The organism is Tumebacillus sp. BK434 (genome assembly GCF_004340785.1).
GTDB lineage: Bacteria > Bacillota > Bacilli > Tumebacillales > Tumebacillaceae > Tumebacillus_A.
In genome coordinates this window covers 1-16,197 of sequence record NZ_SLXS01000011.1, presented here as the reverse complement: position 1 = coordinate 16,197, position 16,197 = coordinate 1, and the positions used below count along the sequence as shown (strand labels likewise).

13 protein-coding genes are annotated in these 16,197 nt (G+C 59.1%); 10 read left to right on the top strand and 3 right to left on the bottom strand.

Annotation, left to right across the window (positions count from 1 at the left end; all coding sequences use genetic code 11):
* The first annotated feature begins 13 nt into the window (after positions 1-13).
* From EV586_RS18910 to EV586_RS18880, 7 genes are read left to right on the top strand one after another with little or no spacing between them, the layout of a single operon-like run.
* Positions 14-1,036 (top strand): NAD-dependent epimerase, encoded by a 1,023-nt coding sequence (locus EV586_RS18910; protein WP_132946637.1) that lies wholly within the window; start codon positions 14-16, stop codon positions 1,034-1,036.
* Position 1,037: 1 nt separating this feature from the next.
* Positions 1,038-2,315: a nucleotide sugar dehydrogenase gene (locus tag EV586_RS18905; RefSeq protein ID WP_132946636.1), complete on the top strand. Its 1,278-nt coding sequence runs from the start codon at positions 1,038-1,040 to the stop codon at positions 2,313-2,315.
* A complete protein-coding gene (locus EV586_RS18900; protein ID WP_132946635.1) occupies positions 2,303-3,472 on the top strand; it encodes a glycosyltransferase family 4 protein in 1,170 nt (389 codons plus the stop codon). The genes EV586_RS18905 and EV586_RS18900 overlap by 13 nt, the downstream gene beginning before the upstream one ends.
* Positions 3,473-3,501: 29 nt before the next feature.
* Positions 3,502-4,113, top strand: coding sequence for a sugar transferase (locus EV586_RS18895; RefSeq protein ID WP_132946634.1), 612 nt, complete (start codon positions 3,502-3,504; stop codon positions 4,111-4,113).
* Entirely contained in the window at positions 4,110-4,748 is a 639-nt protein-coding gene (locus tag EV586_RS18890; protein WP_243653092.1) for an acetyltransferase, read from the top strand. The genes EV586_RS18895 and EV586_RS18890 overlap by 4 nt, the downstream gene beginning before the upstream one ends.
* A gap of 12 nt (positions 4,749-4,760) precedes the next feature.
* The gene (locus tag EV586_RS18885) at positions 4,761-5,885 is read left to right on the top strand and encodes a DegT/DnrJ/EryC1/StrS family aminotransferase (protein WP_243653091.1); all 1,125 of its coding nucleotides are present in this window, start codon (positions 4,761-4,763) and stop codon (positions 5,883-5,885) included.
* 35 nt (positions 5,886-5,920) lie between these two features.
* Positions 5,921-7,840, top strand: coding sequence for a polysaccharide biosynthesis protein (locus tag EV586_RS18880; RefSeq protein WP_132946632.1), 1,920 nt, complete (start codon positions 5,921-5,923; stop codon positions 7,838-7,840).
* A gap of 56 nt (positions 7,841-7,896) precedes the next feature.
* Here EV586_RS18880 and EV586_RS18875 read toward each other — a convergent pair whose 3' ends face one another.
* Together EV586_RS18875 and EV586_RS18870 are read right to left on the bottom strand one after the other, a co-directional pair.
* Positions 7,897-10,005, bottom strand: a complete 2,109-nt coding sequence (locus EV586_RS18875) for a coiled-coil domain-containing protein (RefSeq protein WP_132946631.1) — start codon at positions 10,003-10,005, stop codon at positions 7,897-7,899.
* A 189-nt stretch (positions 10,006-10,194) separates the two neighbouring features.
* Complete coding sequence (locus tag EV586_RS18870; protein WP_132946630.1) at positions 10,195-11,652, bottom strand: hypothetical protein; 1,458 nt, start codon at positions 11,650-11,652, stop codon at positions 10,195-10,197.
* A 249-nt stretch (positions 11,653-11,901) separates the two neighbouring features.
* Here EV586_RS18870 and EV586_RS18865 point away from each other — a divergent pair, with 249 nt between their 5' ends.
* From EV586_RS18865 to EV586_RS18855, 3 genes are all read left to right on the top strand, one after another.
* Positions 11,902-13,218: a glucose-6-phosphate isomerase gene (locus EV586_RS18865; protein ID WP_132946629.1), complete on the top strand. Its 1,317-nt coding sequence runs from the start codon at positions 11,902-11,904 to the stop codon at positions 13,216-13,218.
* Positions 13,215-14,132 (top strand): AlbA family DNA-binding domain-containing protein, encoded by a 918-nt coding sequence (locus EV586_RS18860; protein ID WP_132946628.1) that lies wholly within the window; start codon positions 13,215-13,217, stop codon positions 14,130-14,132. The genes EV586_RS18865 and EV586_RS18860 overlap by 4 nt, the downstream gene beginning before the upstream one ends.
* A gap of 222 nt (positions 14,133-14,354) precedes the next feature.
* On the top strand, positions 14,355-15,254 hold the full coding sequence (locus EV586_RS18855) for an EamA family transporter (protein ID WP_132946627.1): 900 nt from the start codon (positions 14,355-14,357) through the stop codon (positions 15,252-15,254).
* Between the two features lie 64 nt (positions 15,255-15,318).
* Here the strand turns inward: EV586_RS18855 and EV586_RS18850 are convergent, their stop codons facing one another.
* Positions 15,319-15,756: a DUF6130 family protein gene (locus EV586_RS18850; RefSeq protein WP_132946626.1), complete on the bottom strand. Its 438-nt coding sequence runs from the start codon at positions 15,754-15,756 to the stop codon at positions 15,319-15,321.
* Positions 15,757-16,197 lie beyond the last annotated feature (441 nt).

The following is a 16,197-nucleotide window of genomic DNA, read 5'->3' as shown; positions in this document are numbered from 1 at the left end:
AGGGGCAAGAAACATGGGGAACACGCAAAAGGTGCTGATCACGGGAGCGGCCGGCTTTATCGGCTCACACCTGGCGATCCGCCTGCTGTCGGAAGGGGCAGAGGTCGTCGGGATCGACAACCTGAACGACTATTACGATGTGCAGTTGAAAAAAGACCGTCTGGCCCGCTTCCACGATCATCCGAACTTCACCTTCGTGCAGGCATCGCTTGAAGACCGCGAGCTCGTCGAGCGGACGTTTGCTGAGCATGAGTTCGACACGGTGATCAACCTCGCGGCGCAGGCCGGGGTGCGCTACTCGCTGGAGAACCCGCGCGCCTACATCGACTCCAACGTGGTCGGCTTCCTGAACATCTTGGAAGGGTGCCGCCATCACAAGGTGAAGCATCTGATCTACGCATCGTCTTCGTCTGTGTACGGCGCGAACACCAAGATGCCGTTTTCCGTGCATCAAAACGTCGACCATCCGCTGTCCCTGTACGCGGCGACGAAAAAATCGAACGAGCTGATGGCCCACACCTACAGCAATCTGTTCGGGCTGCCGACGACGGGGCTGCGCTTCTTCACCGTCTACGGCCCGTGGGGGCGTCCGGACATGGCCTTGTTCCTGTTCACGAAGGCGATCCTCGAAGGGAAGCCGATCAAAGTGTTCAACAACGGCGAAATGAAGCGCGACTTTACGTTCGTCGATGACATCGTCGAAGGGATCGCCCGCCTGACGCACAAGATCCCGGAACCGGACCCGCAGTGGTCGGGCGATGCGCCCGATCCGGGCACCTCGTACGCACCGTACAAGATCTACAACATCGGCAACAACTCGCCGGTGCAGCTGTCCTACTTCATCGAAACGATCGAAAAAGCGGTCGGGAAGACGGCGATCAAAGAGCTGCTCCCGCTGCAGGACGGCGATGTCCCCGCGACGTTCGCAAACGTCGATGACCTGATGCGCGACGTGGACTTCAAACCGGCCACGCCGATCGAAGCAGGTATCGGCCAATTTGTCGCTTGGTACAAAGATTACTACGGGGTGAACTGAGATGAGAAAGATCGCGATTGTAGGGCTTGGCTATGTCGGCTTGCCGGTGGCAGCCGCGTTTGGGGAAGTGGTGCCGGTCGTCGGCTTTGACATCAACCGGCACCGCGTGGAAACGCTGCAACAAGGGGTTGACTACACCAACGAAATGTCGGCAGCGGAGCTTGCGCGCACGCAGATCGACTACACCGCCGATCCGGCGCGCCTGTCCGCGTGCGACTTCATCATCGTCGCCGTGCCGACGCCGATCGATCAGGCCAAGAAGCCGGATCTGACGCCGCTGGTCAAAGCATCGGAGACGGTCGGCAAGCATCTGTCCAAAGGCACGATCGTCGTTTATGAATCGACCGTCTACCCGGGCACGACCGAAGAAGTCTGCGTGCCGATCCTGGAGCAGATGTCCGGGCTCGTCTGCGGCACCGACTTTTTTGTCGGGTACTCGCCGGAGCGGATCAACCCGGGCGACAAAGAACATACCTTCACCAGCATCGTCAAAGTCGTCTCCGGCATGAACGAAGACACGTTGCAAGTCGTCGCCGACACCTACGGCATGGTCGTGCAGGCCGGCGTCTACCGCGCTTCTTCGATCAAAGTCGCCGAAGCGGCCAAAGTCATCGAAAACACGCAGCGCGACCTGAACATCGCTTTGATGAACGAGTTGGCGATCATCTTCGACCGCCTCGGGATCGACACCAGCGAAGTGCTGGCCGCGGCCGGCACGAAGTGGAATTTCCTGAACTTCACGCCAGGTCTGGTCGGCGGGCACTGCATCGGCGTTGACCCGTACTACCTGACCTACAAGGCGGAAAGCATCGGCTACCACCCGCAGGTGATCCTCGCCGGACGCCGCATCAACGACTCGATGGGCAAATTTATCGCCACTTCGCTCGTCAAACAGTTGGCGCTGCAGAATAAACTGATTCAAGGCGCGCGCGTTGCTGTGCTCGGCCTGACGTTCAAGGAAAACGTCACCGACCTGCGCAACTCCCGCGTCATCGACATCATCGAAGAGCTGCGCGAGTTCGGCGTGCAGGTCAGCGTCACCGACGCGCTCGCCGATGCGGAGGAAGCGCAGCATGAGTACGGCTTGCCGCTGCTTCCGCTGGACGAGCTGCCCCCGGCCGACGCGGTCGTCGTCGCCGTGCCGCACCAAGCGTACCGCGACCTCGGCTGGACCGGCGTGCAGAACCTGCTGGAACACCGCACCGGCATCGTCGTCGACGTGAAAAACATGCTGGAGCAGCGCGACTGCCCGGAAGGTGTTGTCCTGTGGAGACTGTAACGTCTGCACCGCAGCAAAAAGCAGCTTTTGTGGCCTCGGTGTACCGCCATTTTGAACTCTTTCACATCCCGTTTCTGACCGGGCTGCAAGAGCAAGGCTATGAGGTGCACGTCTACGCTTCACCCGACTACGCCAGAGAGCGCCTCGAAGCGCGGGGGCTGATCTGCCACGATGTCCGGTTTGAACGCAGCCCGTTCCAGCCGAAGAACATCAAGGCGCTGCGCGAGCTCGTGAGGTCGTTTCGCGAGGAACAATTCGAGCTGGTGCATGTCCACACTCCGGTCGCTTCGATCCTCGGCCGCATCGCCGCCCGGCTGACCGGGGTGCCAAGCGTGTTGTACACGGCGCACGGCTTCCACTTTTTCCAAGGGGCGCCAACAGCGAACTGGCTCCTGTTTGCGCCGGTGGAGTGGCTGATGGCGCGGCAGACCAACGTGCTGCTGACGATCAACCGGGAAGACTACGCGCGGGCGCAGACGTTTCCCGTGCGCGGCGACGTGCTGTACGTGCCGGGCGTCGGGCTCGACACGTCGCAGTTCCAGCCTGACCGGGAGACGGCAGCCGGCATCCGAAGCAAGCTGCGCGCGGAGCTTGGCGCTGCGGAGGACGAACTGCTGATCCTCTGCGTCGCCGAGCTGAACGCGAACAAGAACCAAGGGCAGCTGTTCCGCGCGATGCAGCAGCTGCAGCAGCAAGGCATCGCCGCCCGCTGCCTGCTCGTCGGGACGGGCGAGGCGGAGGAGGCGTACATGCAGCAGGTCGAAGCGATGGGGCTCGGCCAGGCGGTGACCTTCCTCGGGTACCGTCTGGACATCCCCGACCTGATGCAGGCGGCCGACGCCGCGACGCTGTTGTCGCGACGAGAAGGGCTGCCGCGCTCCGTGATGGAAGCGATGGCTGCCGGTCTGCCGATCGTGGCGACCGATGTGCGGGGCAACCGCGATCTGGTGCATAACGGCGAGAATGGGTATCTCGTGGCGCCGGATGATGCGGGTGCGACCGCAGACGCTTTTTCCAAACTATACAGAGATCCGGCGTTGCGCTTGGCAATGGGGCAGCGCAGCCGGGAGCTGGCCGCGCAGTATGACATCGCGATCATCCGCTCCGAGATGATGCGGGTCTATGCGGAAGCGGCCGCACAGGGAAGAATGGGTTAGAGTCATGTTGCTGATGGGGTGGGGTCTAGATGAAACGGTTATTTGATCTGACGGTGTCTGCCGTCCTGCTTATGGTATTGTCGCCTGTGATCCTGATCACGGCGTATCTGATCCGGCAAAAGCTCGGGTCGCCGGTGATCTTCAAGCAGGAGCGTCCGGGTCTGCACGGCAAGCTATTTTCCTTGTACAAGTTCCGCTCGATGACCGACGAGCGCGACGAAAACGGCGAGCTGCTGCCTGACGACGTGCGCTTGACGGCGTTTGGCAAGCTGGTGCGCAAGACCAGCCTCGACGAGCTGCCGCAGCTGTTCAACGTGCTGAAAGGCGACATCTCGCTGGTCGGGCCGCGCCCGCTGCTGAAAGAGTACCTGCCGCTGTATACGGAGGAGCAGGCGCGCCGCCACCACGTCAAGCCGGGCATCACCGGCTGGGCGCAGGTCAACGGGCGCAACGCGATCTCGTGGGAAGAAAAATTCCGGCTCGATGTCTGGTATGTCGATCACCAGTCGTTTTGGCTGGATCTGAAGATCTTGTACATGACCTTGAGGAAAGTGGTGCGCTCCGAAGGCATCAACCAGACCGGGCATGTGACGATCGCCAAGTTTCAAGGCAAGCAGGGCCAAAGGAGCCAAACGACGTGAACGTTGAAGCGAAGCAAGGCCAACTGATCATCATCGGCATGGGCGGCCACAGCAAAGTGGTCGCCGATGTGGCGAAGCGGAGCGGCTATGAGTTGCTCGGCTTTCTGGACAACCGCGAACCTGCCGCGCCGCAGGGGGCGTACTTGGGCACGGTGGATGATTTCCCGTATGAGGCGCACCGCGACACCCGCTTTTTCATCGGGATCGGCAGCAACGCCGTACGGCAAAAGGTGGCCGGGCAGCTGGCGGCAAGGGGCGTGGAGTTCGCCACGCTGATCGACCCGTCGGCGATCCTCGGCAGCGGCGTGACGATCGGCAGCGGGACGCTGGTGATGCCCGGATGCATCATCAACGCGGACAGCCGGATCGGGCAGCAGACGATCCTCAACACGGCGGCGACGGTCGACCACGACTGCACGGTCGGGGACTATGCGCACCTGTCGCCCGGCGTCCATCTGGCCGGTGCGGTGCAAGTCGGGGCGCTGGCTCATGTCGGCATCGGCGCTGTGGTGATTCAGACGGTCAAGATCGGGGCGCGCGCGGTGATCGGCGCAGGCGCCGCCGTCGTGCGGGACATCCCGGACGATGTGACGGCGGTGGGCGTGCCGGCCAAAGTTATCAAAACGAACAGTTGAGGAGAGACGATGATGATTCCACTTTCGGGACCGGATATTACACAGCGCGAGAAAGATCTCGTCATGGAAGTACTCGATTCGGGCATTCTGGGGCTCGGGCCGAAGATGAAGCAGTTTGAACAGATGATGGCCGACTATGTGGGCGTCAAGCATGCGATCTCCTGCAACAGCGGGACGAGCGGCCTGCACATGCTGATCGCGGCGATGGGGATCGGCGAAGGCGATGAAGTGATCACCACCTCGTTCTCGTTCGTGGCGTCGGCGAACTGCATTCTGTTTGAGCGCGCCGTGCCAGTTTTTGTCGACATCGACGAAAAGACGTACAACCTCGACGTGACGCAGATCGAGGCGAAGATCACGCCAAAGACGAAGGCGATTTTGCCGGTGCACGTGTTTGGCCAGCCGGCGAACATGGACGAGATCCGCGTCTTGGCGAAGCAATACGGCCTGTGGGTGATCGAAGACTCCTGTGAAGCGATCGGCGGGGAGTGGAACGGCGAGCGCGTCGGGGGCCTCGGCGATGCCGGGGTGTTTGCGTTTTATCCGAACAAGCAGATGACGACCGGCGAAGGTGGCATCATCGTCACCAACAACGACGAGATCGCCGAGCTCTGCCACTCGATCCGCAACCAAGGGCGCGGCGAAGACGGCCTGTGGCTGTCGCATGTGCGCCTCGGCTACAACTTCCGCATGGACGAGCTGAGCGCAGCGCTTGGCGTGGCGCAATTGGAGCGCATCGACGAGATCCTGGCGAAGCGCGACCGGGTCGCGGCGATGTATACGGAGCGGCTGCAAGGCGTGGCGGAAGTGATCGTGCCGCACGTGGAGGACAACGTGAAGATGAGCTGGTTCGTCTACGTGATCCGCTTTGCGGAAGACGTAGACCGCGATCTGGTGATGGAGCGGCTCAGCAAGCGCGGGATCGGCTGCCGTCCATACTTTACGCCGATTCACCTGCAGCCGTTTTATGTCGAGCGCTTTGGGTATAAGCGCGGCGACTTCCCGGTGACGGAGCGCGTGGCCGACAAGACGCTGGCAATCCCGTTTTTTAACAACCTGACCGAAGCAGAAGTTGAAGCTGTGGTCGCGGCGATCAAAGAAGAGATTGCGAATGCAAAAGAGCCGGTTGTAAAATAACAGCCGTCGTTGGGTGCAGTAGGGGGGAGAGTCGGGTGAACTATCGCCTGCGAATGGTGACGCTTGGCACGATTGATGTGTGCATCGCTGCGATGGCGGTGACGCTGGCATATTTTTTGCGCTTCGATTTTCAAGTGATGCCGACGTATTTTGCGGCGTTCCCGTATGTGGTGCTCTTGCATGCGGTGCTGACGCCGGGCATCTTTTATCTGATGCGGATGTATCATTCGGTGCTGCAGTACGCCAGCATTGGGGAATTGAAAACGATTTTGCGGGCCACGATCGTGACCGCGCTGATCTTTGCACTGATTCATCAAATGATTTATTTGCAGTTCGAATGGTTCAAAGTGCCGCGCACCGTCCTGCTCTTGTCCTGGCTGCTCACGGTGCTCGGGGTAGGCGGGTCGCGGCTGGCCTGGCGGATCTTCCATGACTCGGTGATGAAGAGCGAGCCGAGCCATCCGCGCGTGCTGATCGTCGGTGCAGGCAGCGCCGGGGCGCTGATCGCACGGGAGCTGAAGACGTCGCCCTATTCGACGCTGAACCCGGTGGCGTTTATCGATGACGATCACAAGAAGCGGGGGCTGCGCATCCTCGGACTGCCGGTCGTCGGCGGCCGGGAAGCGATCCAGTACGCGGTGGAGCGATACGGCGTGCAGAAGATCCTGATCGCGATCCCGTCAGCCTTGGAGACGGAGATCGCAGCGATTCTCGACATCTGCAAGCGCACCACCTGCCAGATCAAAACGTTGCCGCGCGTGTCTGACATCGTGGCCGGCAAAGTGTCGGTGAACATGATCCGCGAAGTCAGCGTCGAGGACTTGCTCGGGCGTGAGGCGGTGCAGGTCGATCTGGAAGGCGTGGCGAGCTACGTGGCCGGGCAAGTGGTGCTGGTCACCGGCGCGGGCGGCTCGATCGGGTCGGAGCTCTGCCGCCAGATCAGCAAGTTTGAGCCGCAGCAGCTGCTGTTGCTCGGGCATGGGGAGAACTCGATCTATGAGATCGAGCTGGAGCTGCGCAGCAAGTATCCGCAATTGCCACTGGTGACGATCATCGCCGACATTCAAGACCGCAAGCGGCTGAATGCGGTGTTTGCCGCGTACCGGCCGTGCGTGGTGTTTCATGCGGCGGCGCACAAGCATGTGCCGCTGATGGAGCGCAATCCGCAGGAAGCGATCAAGAACAACGTCTTGGGCACGAAAAATGTCGCCGAGTGCGCGCATGAGTACGGGGTGAGCCGCTTTGTGATGATCTCGTCCGACAAGGCGGTCAATCCGACATCGGTGATGGGCGTGTCGAAGCGGGTGGCGGAGATGATCATCCAGGGGCTGGACCGGATCTCCGAGACGCAGTTTGTCGCGGTGCGCTTTGGCAACGTGCTGGGCAGCCGGGGCAGCGTGATCCCGGTCTTCAAGCGCCAGATCCTCGCCGGCGGGCCGGTGACGGTGACGCATCCGGAGATGGTGCGCTACTTTATGACGATCCCGGAAGCGTCGCAGCTGGTGATCCAGGCCGGTGCCTTGGCGGAAGGCGGGGAGATCTTCATCCTCGACATGGGGGAGCCGGTGAACATCGCCGATCTGGCGCGCGACTTGATTCGGCTGAGCGGATTCCGGCCGGATGAGGACATTGCGATCGTCTACACGGGCATTCGTCCGGGCGAGAAGCTGTTTGAGGAGATTTTGACGAACGAAGAAGGCACGGAGGAGACCAAGCACAACCGGATCTTCGTCGGGCGTCCGCTGGACTTTTCGTGGGACGAGCTGCAGTTCATGATCAAGCGACTCGAAGCGATGGCGTTCGCGCCCGACGTGGAGCACAAGGCGGAGGAGATCAAAGCTCTGTTCAAAGCGATCGTGCCGACTTACCTCTGGCAGCCGAAGGATGATGCGGTTCTGGCCGCGATGCAGGAAATCCAGGCATCGATGGCCGAAGCGGCAGCCCTTCGGGAATAAGAGGGGATAAGAAGGAAAAGAAAACCGCTTACTCGTGGGAGTAAGCGGTTTTTGTGTTATGGGATGATTCTGATGTAGTCAAAGTTGATGCTTTTGGTCAAAGGAACAATTCGAATCCGATGGATAGCAGCTGTTGCGCTCAACTCCATGGACTTGATTACCTGTTGGTACTGGGTGGTGGATCCAGATGGGAGCGCAAAATCGAGAATGCCGAGTGAGCGAGGCGTTGCTGAAGCCCCTTCGAGCACAAACACCTCACCGGTGCCCATGAAAGCGGATTTATATCCAACGAGATCAAATCCCTTTCCATAGAAAGCAAATTCCAATGCTGTATTCGCGTTGCCGGCAATCGCCGTTTTTGCTATCCCATTCAAATGGTATTTACTTGATGGGGCATCAGTCCAACCAGAATACTTGGTCCAGTCGAAGATTGAGCTATTTTCTTCGCAGATGTTATTTGGCGGACATGTTGGTGGCGGTGTGCCGCCGCCGGGGTCGGTGCCCGGGTCTGGGGTGGTGCCGTCGCCCGGTTTGATCATCTCGGCGACTTTGGTCTCGAGCTGGGTGACGCGGCCGTCGACGCTGGTCAGGTCGGAGCGGATGCCGCCGACGTTTGTGGTCAAGGTCGACAGGTTGTTGGTCTGGGTTTGCAAGTTGCCCTGCAGGGTGGTGACAGTGCTTGTAAGCCCAGAAGAGGCGGTTTGCAGAGCGCCGATCGAGTTATCGTGTCCGGTAAGTCGAGTCAGCAGGGATTGGATCTGCACGTCGTACCCCTCTTTGAATGAGAGAAACGCAAGGTCTTGCGCTGCATTGGCAGTAAACAGCTCGTCCAGCTTCGCGGTGATCGCGCTGTTCAAAGCTGCGAGGTCGTCGGCGAGCTTCGTCTTCAGCGCGTTCAGTTCGCTGGTCAGCGTGGTGTTCAGGCTTGCGATGCTCGCCGTAAGCGCAATGCCCAGGTCTTTGCGAGCGGTCACTTCGTCCGCGAGGTCGCTCGTCAGCTTGTTGTCGGCTGCGATGCGGGCCGATGTTTCGGCGGCAAGGATGCCGGACAGCTCGGTGTCCTTGGTGCTGCGGGCGGTCGCTTCTGTCGCGAGCGCCGTTTCCAAGTCGGTCACCGCCTGCTGTCGCGCGGATTTCTCCGCGCCGAGGGCCGTGTTCACGGCGGCGATGTCCTGGTCGAGCGAAGTGTCTTTTGCTTTCAGCGCGGTGATGTCGCTGCTGAAGGCTGCGTCTTGGGCGATCAGGTTGTCGATCTTGCCTTTGTTGGCGGTCGCCAGCGTGTTCAGCGATTCGAGAGAGATCTCGTGCGCCGCCTTGGCGTTTTCCAGCGTGTCGATCGACGCTTGCAGCGCCGCCTTCGCCGTCTCCAGCTCGCCGATGCGCGTGTCGAGCTCCTCGATCGCCTCGCTGTCGGAGTTGTGCTCGAGCGCGGTGATCTTGAGGCTTTGCGCGTAGAGAGCGTTGCTGACGCCGCCGATCATGTTCGCGTTGTCCTGGTTGGCTCTTTTCACCGCTTCCAGGCTGTTCTTCAGGTCGGTCGACGCCTGAAGCACCTCTTTGAACTGTGTTGCATATTGCTTCGAATCCAATTCAAGGCCTGCAATCTGTTGCTCATAAGCGGCGGTGACAGTTTGGAGACCATCTATCTCAGAAGATTGAATGGCGGTGATGTTCCGCAGTTCCTTCACATTCTGCCGGTCGGTCTTGGCAGCCGCGAACAGCTCACGGATGTCACGTTCGTTAGCTGTGGATTTAGCTTTCAATTCGGTGATGCCTTCGTGCTGGGTTGAAGTCTGGGTCTGAAGGCGTTCCATCTGCTGTTGCTGAGCGGCAGCTTGCGCGTGCAGCACGTCAATTTGCCCTTGATAATCGGACGTGCGTTGCTCCTGACTGGTCAGTTGAGTCTGCAGAGTCTGAATCACTTGATCCTGATTCGTCACCCGGGTGGTTAATTTCTTGATCTGCTCCTCCAAACGGGACAGATCGCCCGGTACTCCGTGACTGTCGGCAGTGGCGTTATTCTGTTGTGACGTCGTCACAGACCCGCTGCCGGCTGCTTGGCTCGATGTCGACGGCGGCAGTTCAGGCCCGCTGAAGACGAACGCCAAGACGGCCGTCGCAATTGCGAGAGGCGCCATGATGAGCGTCGTGTTGGCAGCTTTCATCTCATACTCCTTCCCCCTGCACTCGAAAGTGTGTATCCCCAACCTCATTATGCATTGTTCCTATAAACCTAGTCAATAAGTAGTAGTTTAAATAAACAATTTTAATCGTTTTACGACGAAAGTCTCTCTGTATCGACAAAAAACCACACGTTCATGTCGAACGTGTGGTTCTTTGGCACTGGGACTCTGTTACTCCACAACAATCTTGTCGATGTTGATGTTGGAGTTCAGCGCAGCGCTGTTTTTGGTGCCGGTCGCCACGATCTCAACGGTGTGTTCGCCCAGCTCCAGGCCGGCAGCGGTGAACAGCACTTGCTTGTAGATGGTGGAAGCGGCGTAGTAGTCGATGCTGGCTACTTTGTTGCCGTCGATGAAGACGTCAGCGATGCCCATGTACTTGGACTTGTAGCCGACGATCTGCAGCGCGGTACCGGTGAAGTTCACCTTGAAGGAAGCGCCTTTTTCGCCGGTGTACTTGACGGCCCCGCCGCTGTTTTGCGGAGCGGAGAAGTCGGTCCAGACACCGGTGTAGTTGATCAGGCTGGAGCTTTCTTCGTAGGAGCCTTTTGCAGTCGGGACCGGAGTCGGCTTGGTCGGCACGGTCGGTTCCGGGAGCTGCGGCAGGATGACCTCATCGGTCGGCTTGGTCGGGCCAGTGCCCGGAGCCGGCTGGGACGGATCGGTGCCCGGAGTCGGCTGGGACGGATCGGTGCCCGGGATCGGCTTGGTCGGATCGGTGCCCGGAGTCGGCTGGGACGGATCGGTGCCCGGGATCGGCTTGGTCGGGTCGGTGCCCGGAGTCGGCTGGGACGGATCGGTGCCCGGGATCGGCTTGGTCGGGTCGGTGCCCGGAGTCGGTTGGGTCGGCTCGGTGCCCGGGTTGGGCTGAGTCGGTGTGGTGGTGCCGCCCGGCAGCTGCGGGTTGGAACCGAGGTTGGCAAGTTTCGCTTCCAGTGCAGCCAGTTGCGCCTGCAGGCTTGTGATCACATCTTCCTGAGCGGCGATCTTGCCGTTCAGTTGACCGATCACGCCGGAGTAGTCGGGTGTCTGCAGATTGTTCAGGCGGTTTTGCAGTTCGATGATCTGTGCGGCTTGTGCATCATTTTCCGTTTGCAGCGCGTTTGCTTTGTTCATCCACGCCGGAAGCTGTGCTTCATAGCCCTTGATCACTTCGCCGGTTTGCAGCAGTTGCGCATTCAGGCCGGCGATCGTTTGGTCTTGCGCGGTGAAACGGGCATTCAGAGTTTGAATCAGCTGGTCTTGAGCTGCCGATTTCGACTGCAGGGAGCTGATAGCGGTCGTTTGCTCCGCCGATTGGGTCTCCAAGGTCTTGATCTGCTTCACTTGATCGGCCGATGTGGTTTGCAGCGACTTGATCACCAGGTCTTGTTGTGCATTTTCAGCTTTCAGTTGGGCGATCAGTTGATCTTGTGAAGTCTGCATCCCCTGCAGATTGCCAACTGTGGACTGCTGTGCCGTAAAGGCGCTCTTCAGCGCATCAAACTCCTCTTGCAAAGCGGCCAACTGAAACGGAACCCCATTTCCATTTCCGTTGTTGCTTGCAGCTTGTCCGTTCGTAAATGCCAGCATGGAGGCTACCAGGCCAATCCCGATAGCTCCAAGAAGCCAGTTCTTGGGTGCTCTCATGTGCTACCCCTCCCCCAAAAATTAGGTCTTTCTACCCTTAGTGCTATTCTGCTTGCAGTTCAAGTTTTTGTCAACGATAAATGTTAACATTCTTCTTGGAAGCGCAATCAAGCGGGTTAACGGGATAAATAAGTTGTTTTTAATATTTGGACAATTCGGGAGCCCCGAATGTTAAATGACCGGAGGGAGTATGAGCCGGGCGGACTGGTCATATGGATAAAGCAAACGGAGTCCGAAAGGGGTCGAACGATGTCGAAACTTCAAGTCGATTTTCCCCGCGCCGCTGTATACATGGATGGAATTGAATCGGCCGGCTGGCAGGCCAAGGCGCAGCGGGCGCACGACCTGCTGCACGGAAAGGGCGGACCTGGACAGAAGTGGCTCGGCTGGCTCGACCCGCTGGCGCCGGATGATGAAGAGGTACGGCAGATCACCGAGACGGCCGAAGGGATTCGGGCACGTGCCGAGGCGCTGCTCGTCATTGGAATCGGGGGCTCCTACGCGGGCGCAAAGGCGGCGATCGAGCTGCTCACGCCGCATTTTTCCAATCAACTCCCCCTGGCAGAGCGCAAAGGTCCTGCCGTATATTTTCTAGGGCAAAATCTTTCTGCTTCCTATATAAATAGTGTCTTGTCGATTCTTGCCGATAAGGATGTCGAAATCAATGTTGTCTCCAAGTCGGGTATGACGACCGAACCGGCCCTGGCGTTGCGCATCGCCTGGGACTGGATGACGCAAAAATACGGCCGGCAGGAAACGGCCAGGCGGATCATCGCCACGACCGACCGGACGCGTGGCGCACTGCGGGGATTGGCAGAACGGGAAGGCTGGCGAACGCTGGTGGTGCCGGACGATGTCGGCGGCCGATATTCGGTGCTGACGGCAGCCGGCCTGCTGCCGATGGGCGTGGCCGGGCTGAACATCCGCGAGCTGCTGGCCGGGGCGCAGGAAGCGAGCGCGGAGTATGCGGTGCCCGATCTCGACGCCAACGGTTGTTACCGCTACGCCGTCTGGCGCAACGAGCTGTACCGCCAAGGCAAGCAGATCGAGCTCTTGGCCGCGTATGAACCGGCGTTTGCGGCGTTTGCCGAGTGGTGGAAACAGCTGTTCGGGGAAAGCGAAGGGAAAGACGGCAAAGGAATCTTTCCGGCGGCGGCGCAATTTACGACCGATCTGCATTCACTGGGGCAATTCATCCAGGACGGCCCCCGTCATCTGTTCGAAACGGTGCTCTGGGTGGCGCGGACGGGGAGCGAGCGGATGGTGCCCGACCTGCCCGGCGATCCGGACGGCCTGAATTACCTGGCCGGCAAAAGCGTGACTTTTGTCAACGAACAGGCCTATCGGGGCACGGTCGAGGCGCATCAGGACGGGAACGTGCCGAATCTGCTGTTGACGCTTGCGCAATTGGATGAGCGGCATGTCGGGCACCTGTTCTATTTTTTTGAAAAGGCATGTGCGCTGAGCGGCTACCTGCTCGGGGTCAATCCGTTTGACCAGCCGGGCGTGGAAGCGTACAAGAATAAGATGTTCCAGCGGCTCGGCAAACCGGGTACAAACGGATGAATCAATTACTCAGTTGTCGATTTGTTGCTGTTCTAAAACAGGTTGCCGGGCAGGAGGTTCAGCTGCGGCTGTTTCATGAGGTGGAGCGGGCCGGACTGCCGCTTTTTAAAGAGCGGATTCGCAAAAAGCTGGCGATGCCGCGGGTGTATTTCGATGCGCTGCTGCAGGCGGGCGTTTTTGTGCTGGAGAGCGGCGGGCTGCAGTACCAGCCGCAGGAAGCGGATTGCGGGGTCGGTTTTGACATCCATGCGCTGGGGCGGAAGGTGCAGTTCGACATCTGCTTGCACGGGGACGTGCAGCAGCTCTGGCAGGAAGTGCGCTACCGGATCGAAGATGTGGTGCTCGATCAGGATGTGTTCGAATCGTACACGTACCGGCTGCGGGCGATCTCGCGCTATCTGTACCTCGGACGGGAGGACAATGTGTTTCGGGCGATTGCACGAGAGGAGAATCAGGAGATCGAATTCAAGCTCGATTTTCAGAATTCGAAAGAGAAGATTCTCAAGTCGGTCGTGGCGTTTGCCAACTCGAACAACGGCAATCTCTATCTCGGGATCAGCGACGACAAACGGGTCGTCGGGATCAACCACGAGATCGCGCGCTATGGCAGCGAAGACCGCTACCTGCTGGCGGTGACATCGCTTCTGCATGCGCGGATCTATCCGCTCTTGTCCCCGTTCCCGGAGGTGCGGGTCCTGCTTGCGAGCGGGCGTAAAATTGTACACTTGTACGTGCCGGTCGGGACGGCGATGTATTCGGTGCTCGACACGGTCGGCGGCGGGCAGCAGCGGCGGCGCGTGGCGGTGAAGCAGAACAACCAGTCGGTGTGGGTTGATGATCCGTACGTGATCGCCGAACTGTACATCAAGCGGCGCATCGGGCCGCACACGGCGGCGACGTTAGGACTATTGTGAGCGTGATCCGGCTCCCTTATGCGGGAGGTCCGGGTCTCTTTTTTTGTCTGGGATGAGGCGAAGTGGAATGTCTTATCTTATATAGGAAGAAGGAACCCGTTTTTCTGCACTGCTTTTGCGCTACTTTATTGTGATGCTGTGACCTCGTGCATCGGGAAACGAACTAGTGTATGATCGGTATTCTGTGAGGGTGTTGTGAGATTCAGAGAAGGTGGGATTACGATGAGCCGCATGTGGGCGATCTTATTTGTCTTGATTGGCGGGGCCAGCTACGGGTTGATCTCGCCGGTGATAAAGATGGCGTATGACGCCGGTTTTACGCCGGGTGATGTAACGTCTTCGCAGTACTTCATGGCATCAACCATTCTGTTGTTGATCGCCGCCTTTCAGTTCCGTCATTTTAAGAAGCTGACCGGACGCGATGTGCTCTTGTTCGTTTTTCTCGGGTTGCTGTCGACTGGCACCAGCGTGTTTTATTACCTGGCGCTGGCCGATCTGCCGGCGTCGCTGGCGATCGTGCTCCTGTTCCAGTTTGCGTGGATTGTGATGCTGATCGATTTTCTGGTCACCCGCAGGAAGCCGAACAAAGCAAAATGGGCCGCGCTGGTGCTGATTCTGGCAGGGACGGTGTTTGCGGTTGACCTGCTGCACGCCGATTGGGGTAGTGTTTCGATGACCGGGCTGCTCTTGGGCCTGTTGTCTTCGGTGACGTACAGCACATTCCTGTATTTTACGAGCTATGTGCGCGAGGGGACTTCGCCGTGGGTGAACTCCGCGATCATCGCGGTGGCTTCGACGGTGGCGGTGTTCTTCGTGTTTCCGCCGACGTTTTTGTGGAACGGGACGCTGTTCGACGGGCTGTGGTTCTGGGCGCTGCTAATCGGAGCGCTCGGGCAGATCATCCCGCCGGTGTTCTTTAACATCGGCATTCCGCGTGTCGGCGGTTCGCTGGCCGGCGTGCTCGGTTCGATCGAGCTGCCGGTAGCGGTGGTCGCCGCGTTTGTGATCCTGCGCGAACACGTCGCGGGCGTGCAATGGGTCGGGATCGTGTTGATCCTGGCCGGGATCGTGGTGTCGGAGCTTAGGATGCGCTCGAAGCGCCGGGATCTGGCGCAGGCGTAGTTCTTATATGATCGTTTTCGATGGGAGAACCCTGTTCGCGGAGGTGCGGGCAGGGTTCTTTTTGTTAGTTGATTTGAAATTCGGCAGTGTCCTTGACGTTATACGGCTGGTGGTTGTTGGTGTGCAGCGTCGCTTCGAGCGTGTGTTTGCCTTTGGTGAGGTCGTTCAGGACGTAGGTGCTTTCTTTGACGCCGATGCGGGTGATGCTGCCGTCGACAAAGAGGTGGATGTGGCCTTCGCCGGGGATGTGCATCCCGCTGTAATGTTCCGGCGCGAGTCGGATGTTGTCGGTGCGGAAGGTGATCTTCGCGCTGGTGCCGGTGACGTCCACTTTCATCTGCAGCGTGGGCTTGGCCGGCGCTTTGTTGCTGAGCGCGGCAGCTGACGGAGTATCCTGCGGATGTTGCTGAGTGGGTGTGATCTTTTCTTTGGGACCGCAGCCGGCGAGCAGTGCTGCGGCAAGCAAAGCGGCGGCGGTCAGCGTGAGTTTGTGCGTAAACATTGGGCGGGCTCCTTTGTTGGATATGTTTCTGTATCAGATTCAGGATGGACAAAATGCGGAGCGGTTAGACCTTACATGCTCTGCGTGGAAGCGGACTTTGGCGAATACCTGGTTCTTAGCGCGTATGGGAAAGCGGTTCTCTGCGCAGAGCCGTTCTTCATTGGGTTTGTTTGCGTTTGTTCGCGGAGGCGAATTGAGCGGATGAAGGGGCGTGTGTTAAGATGGTTCTTGTCGCCGCGAGAGACGCGGTGATGAGAAGATCAAAACTTCTAGTTGACATCTGAGTTTGGATATGATAGATTATCTCTTGTCGCCGCGAGAGACACGCGGTGATGATAGCCCAGCGAAGAACGCGACGTCCTGTCGCAACGCTGGACAATGAACATCCTGTTCTTGATCCTTGAAAACTAAACGAGTGTTACAGAGATGAGATACGAGTCA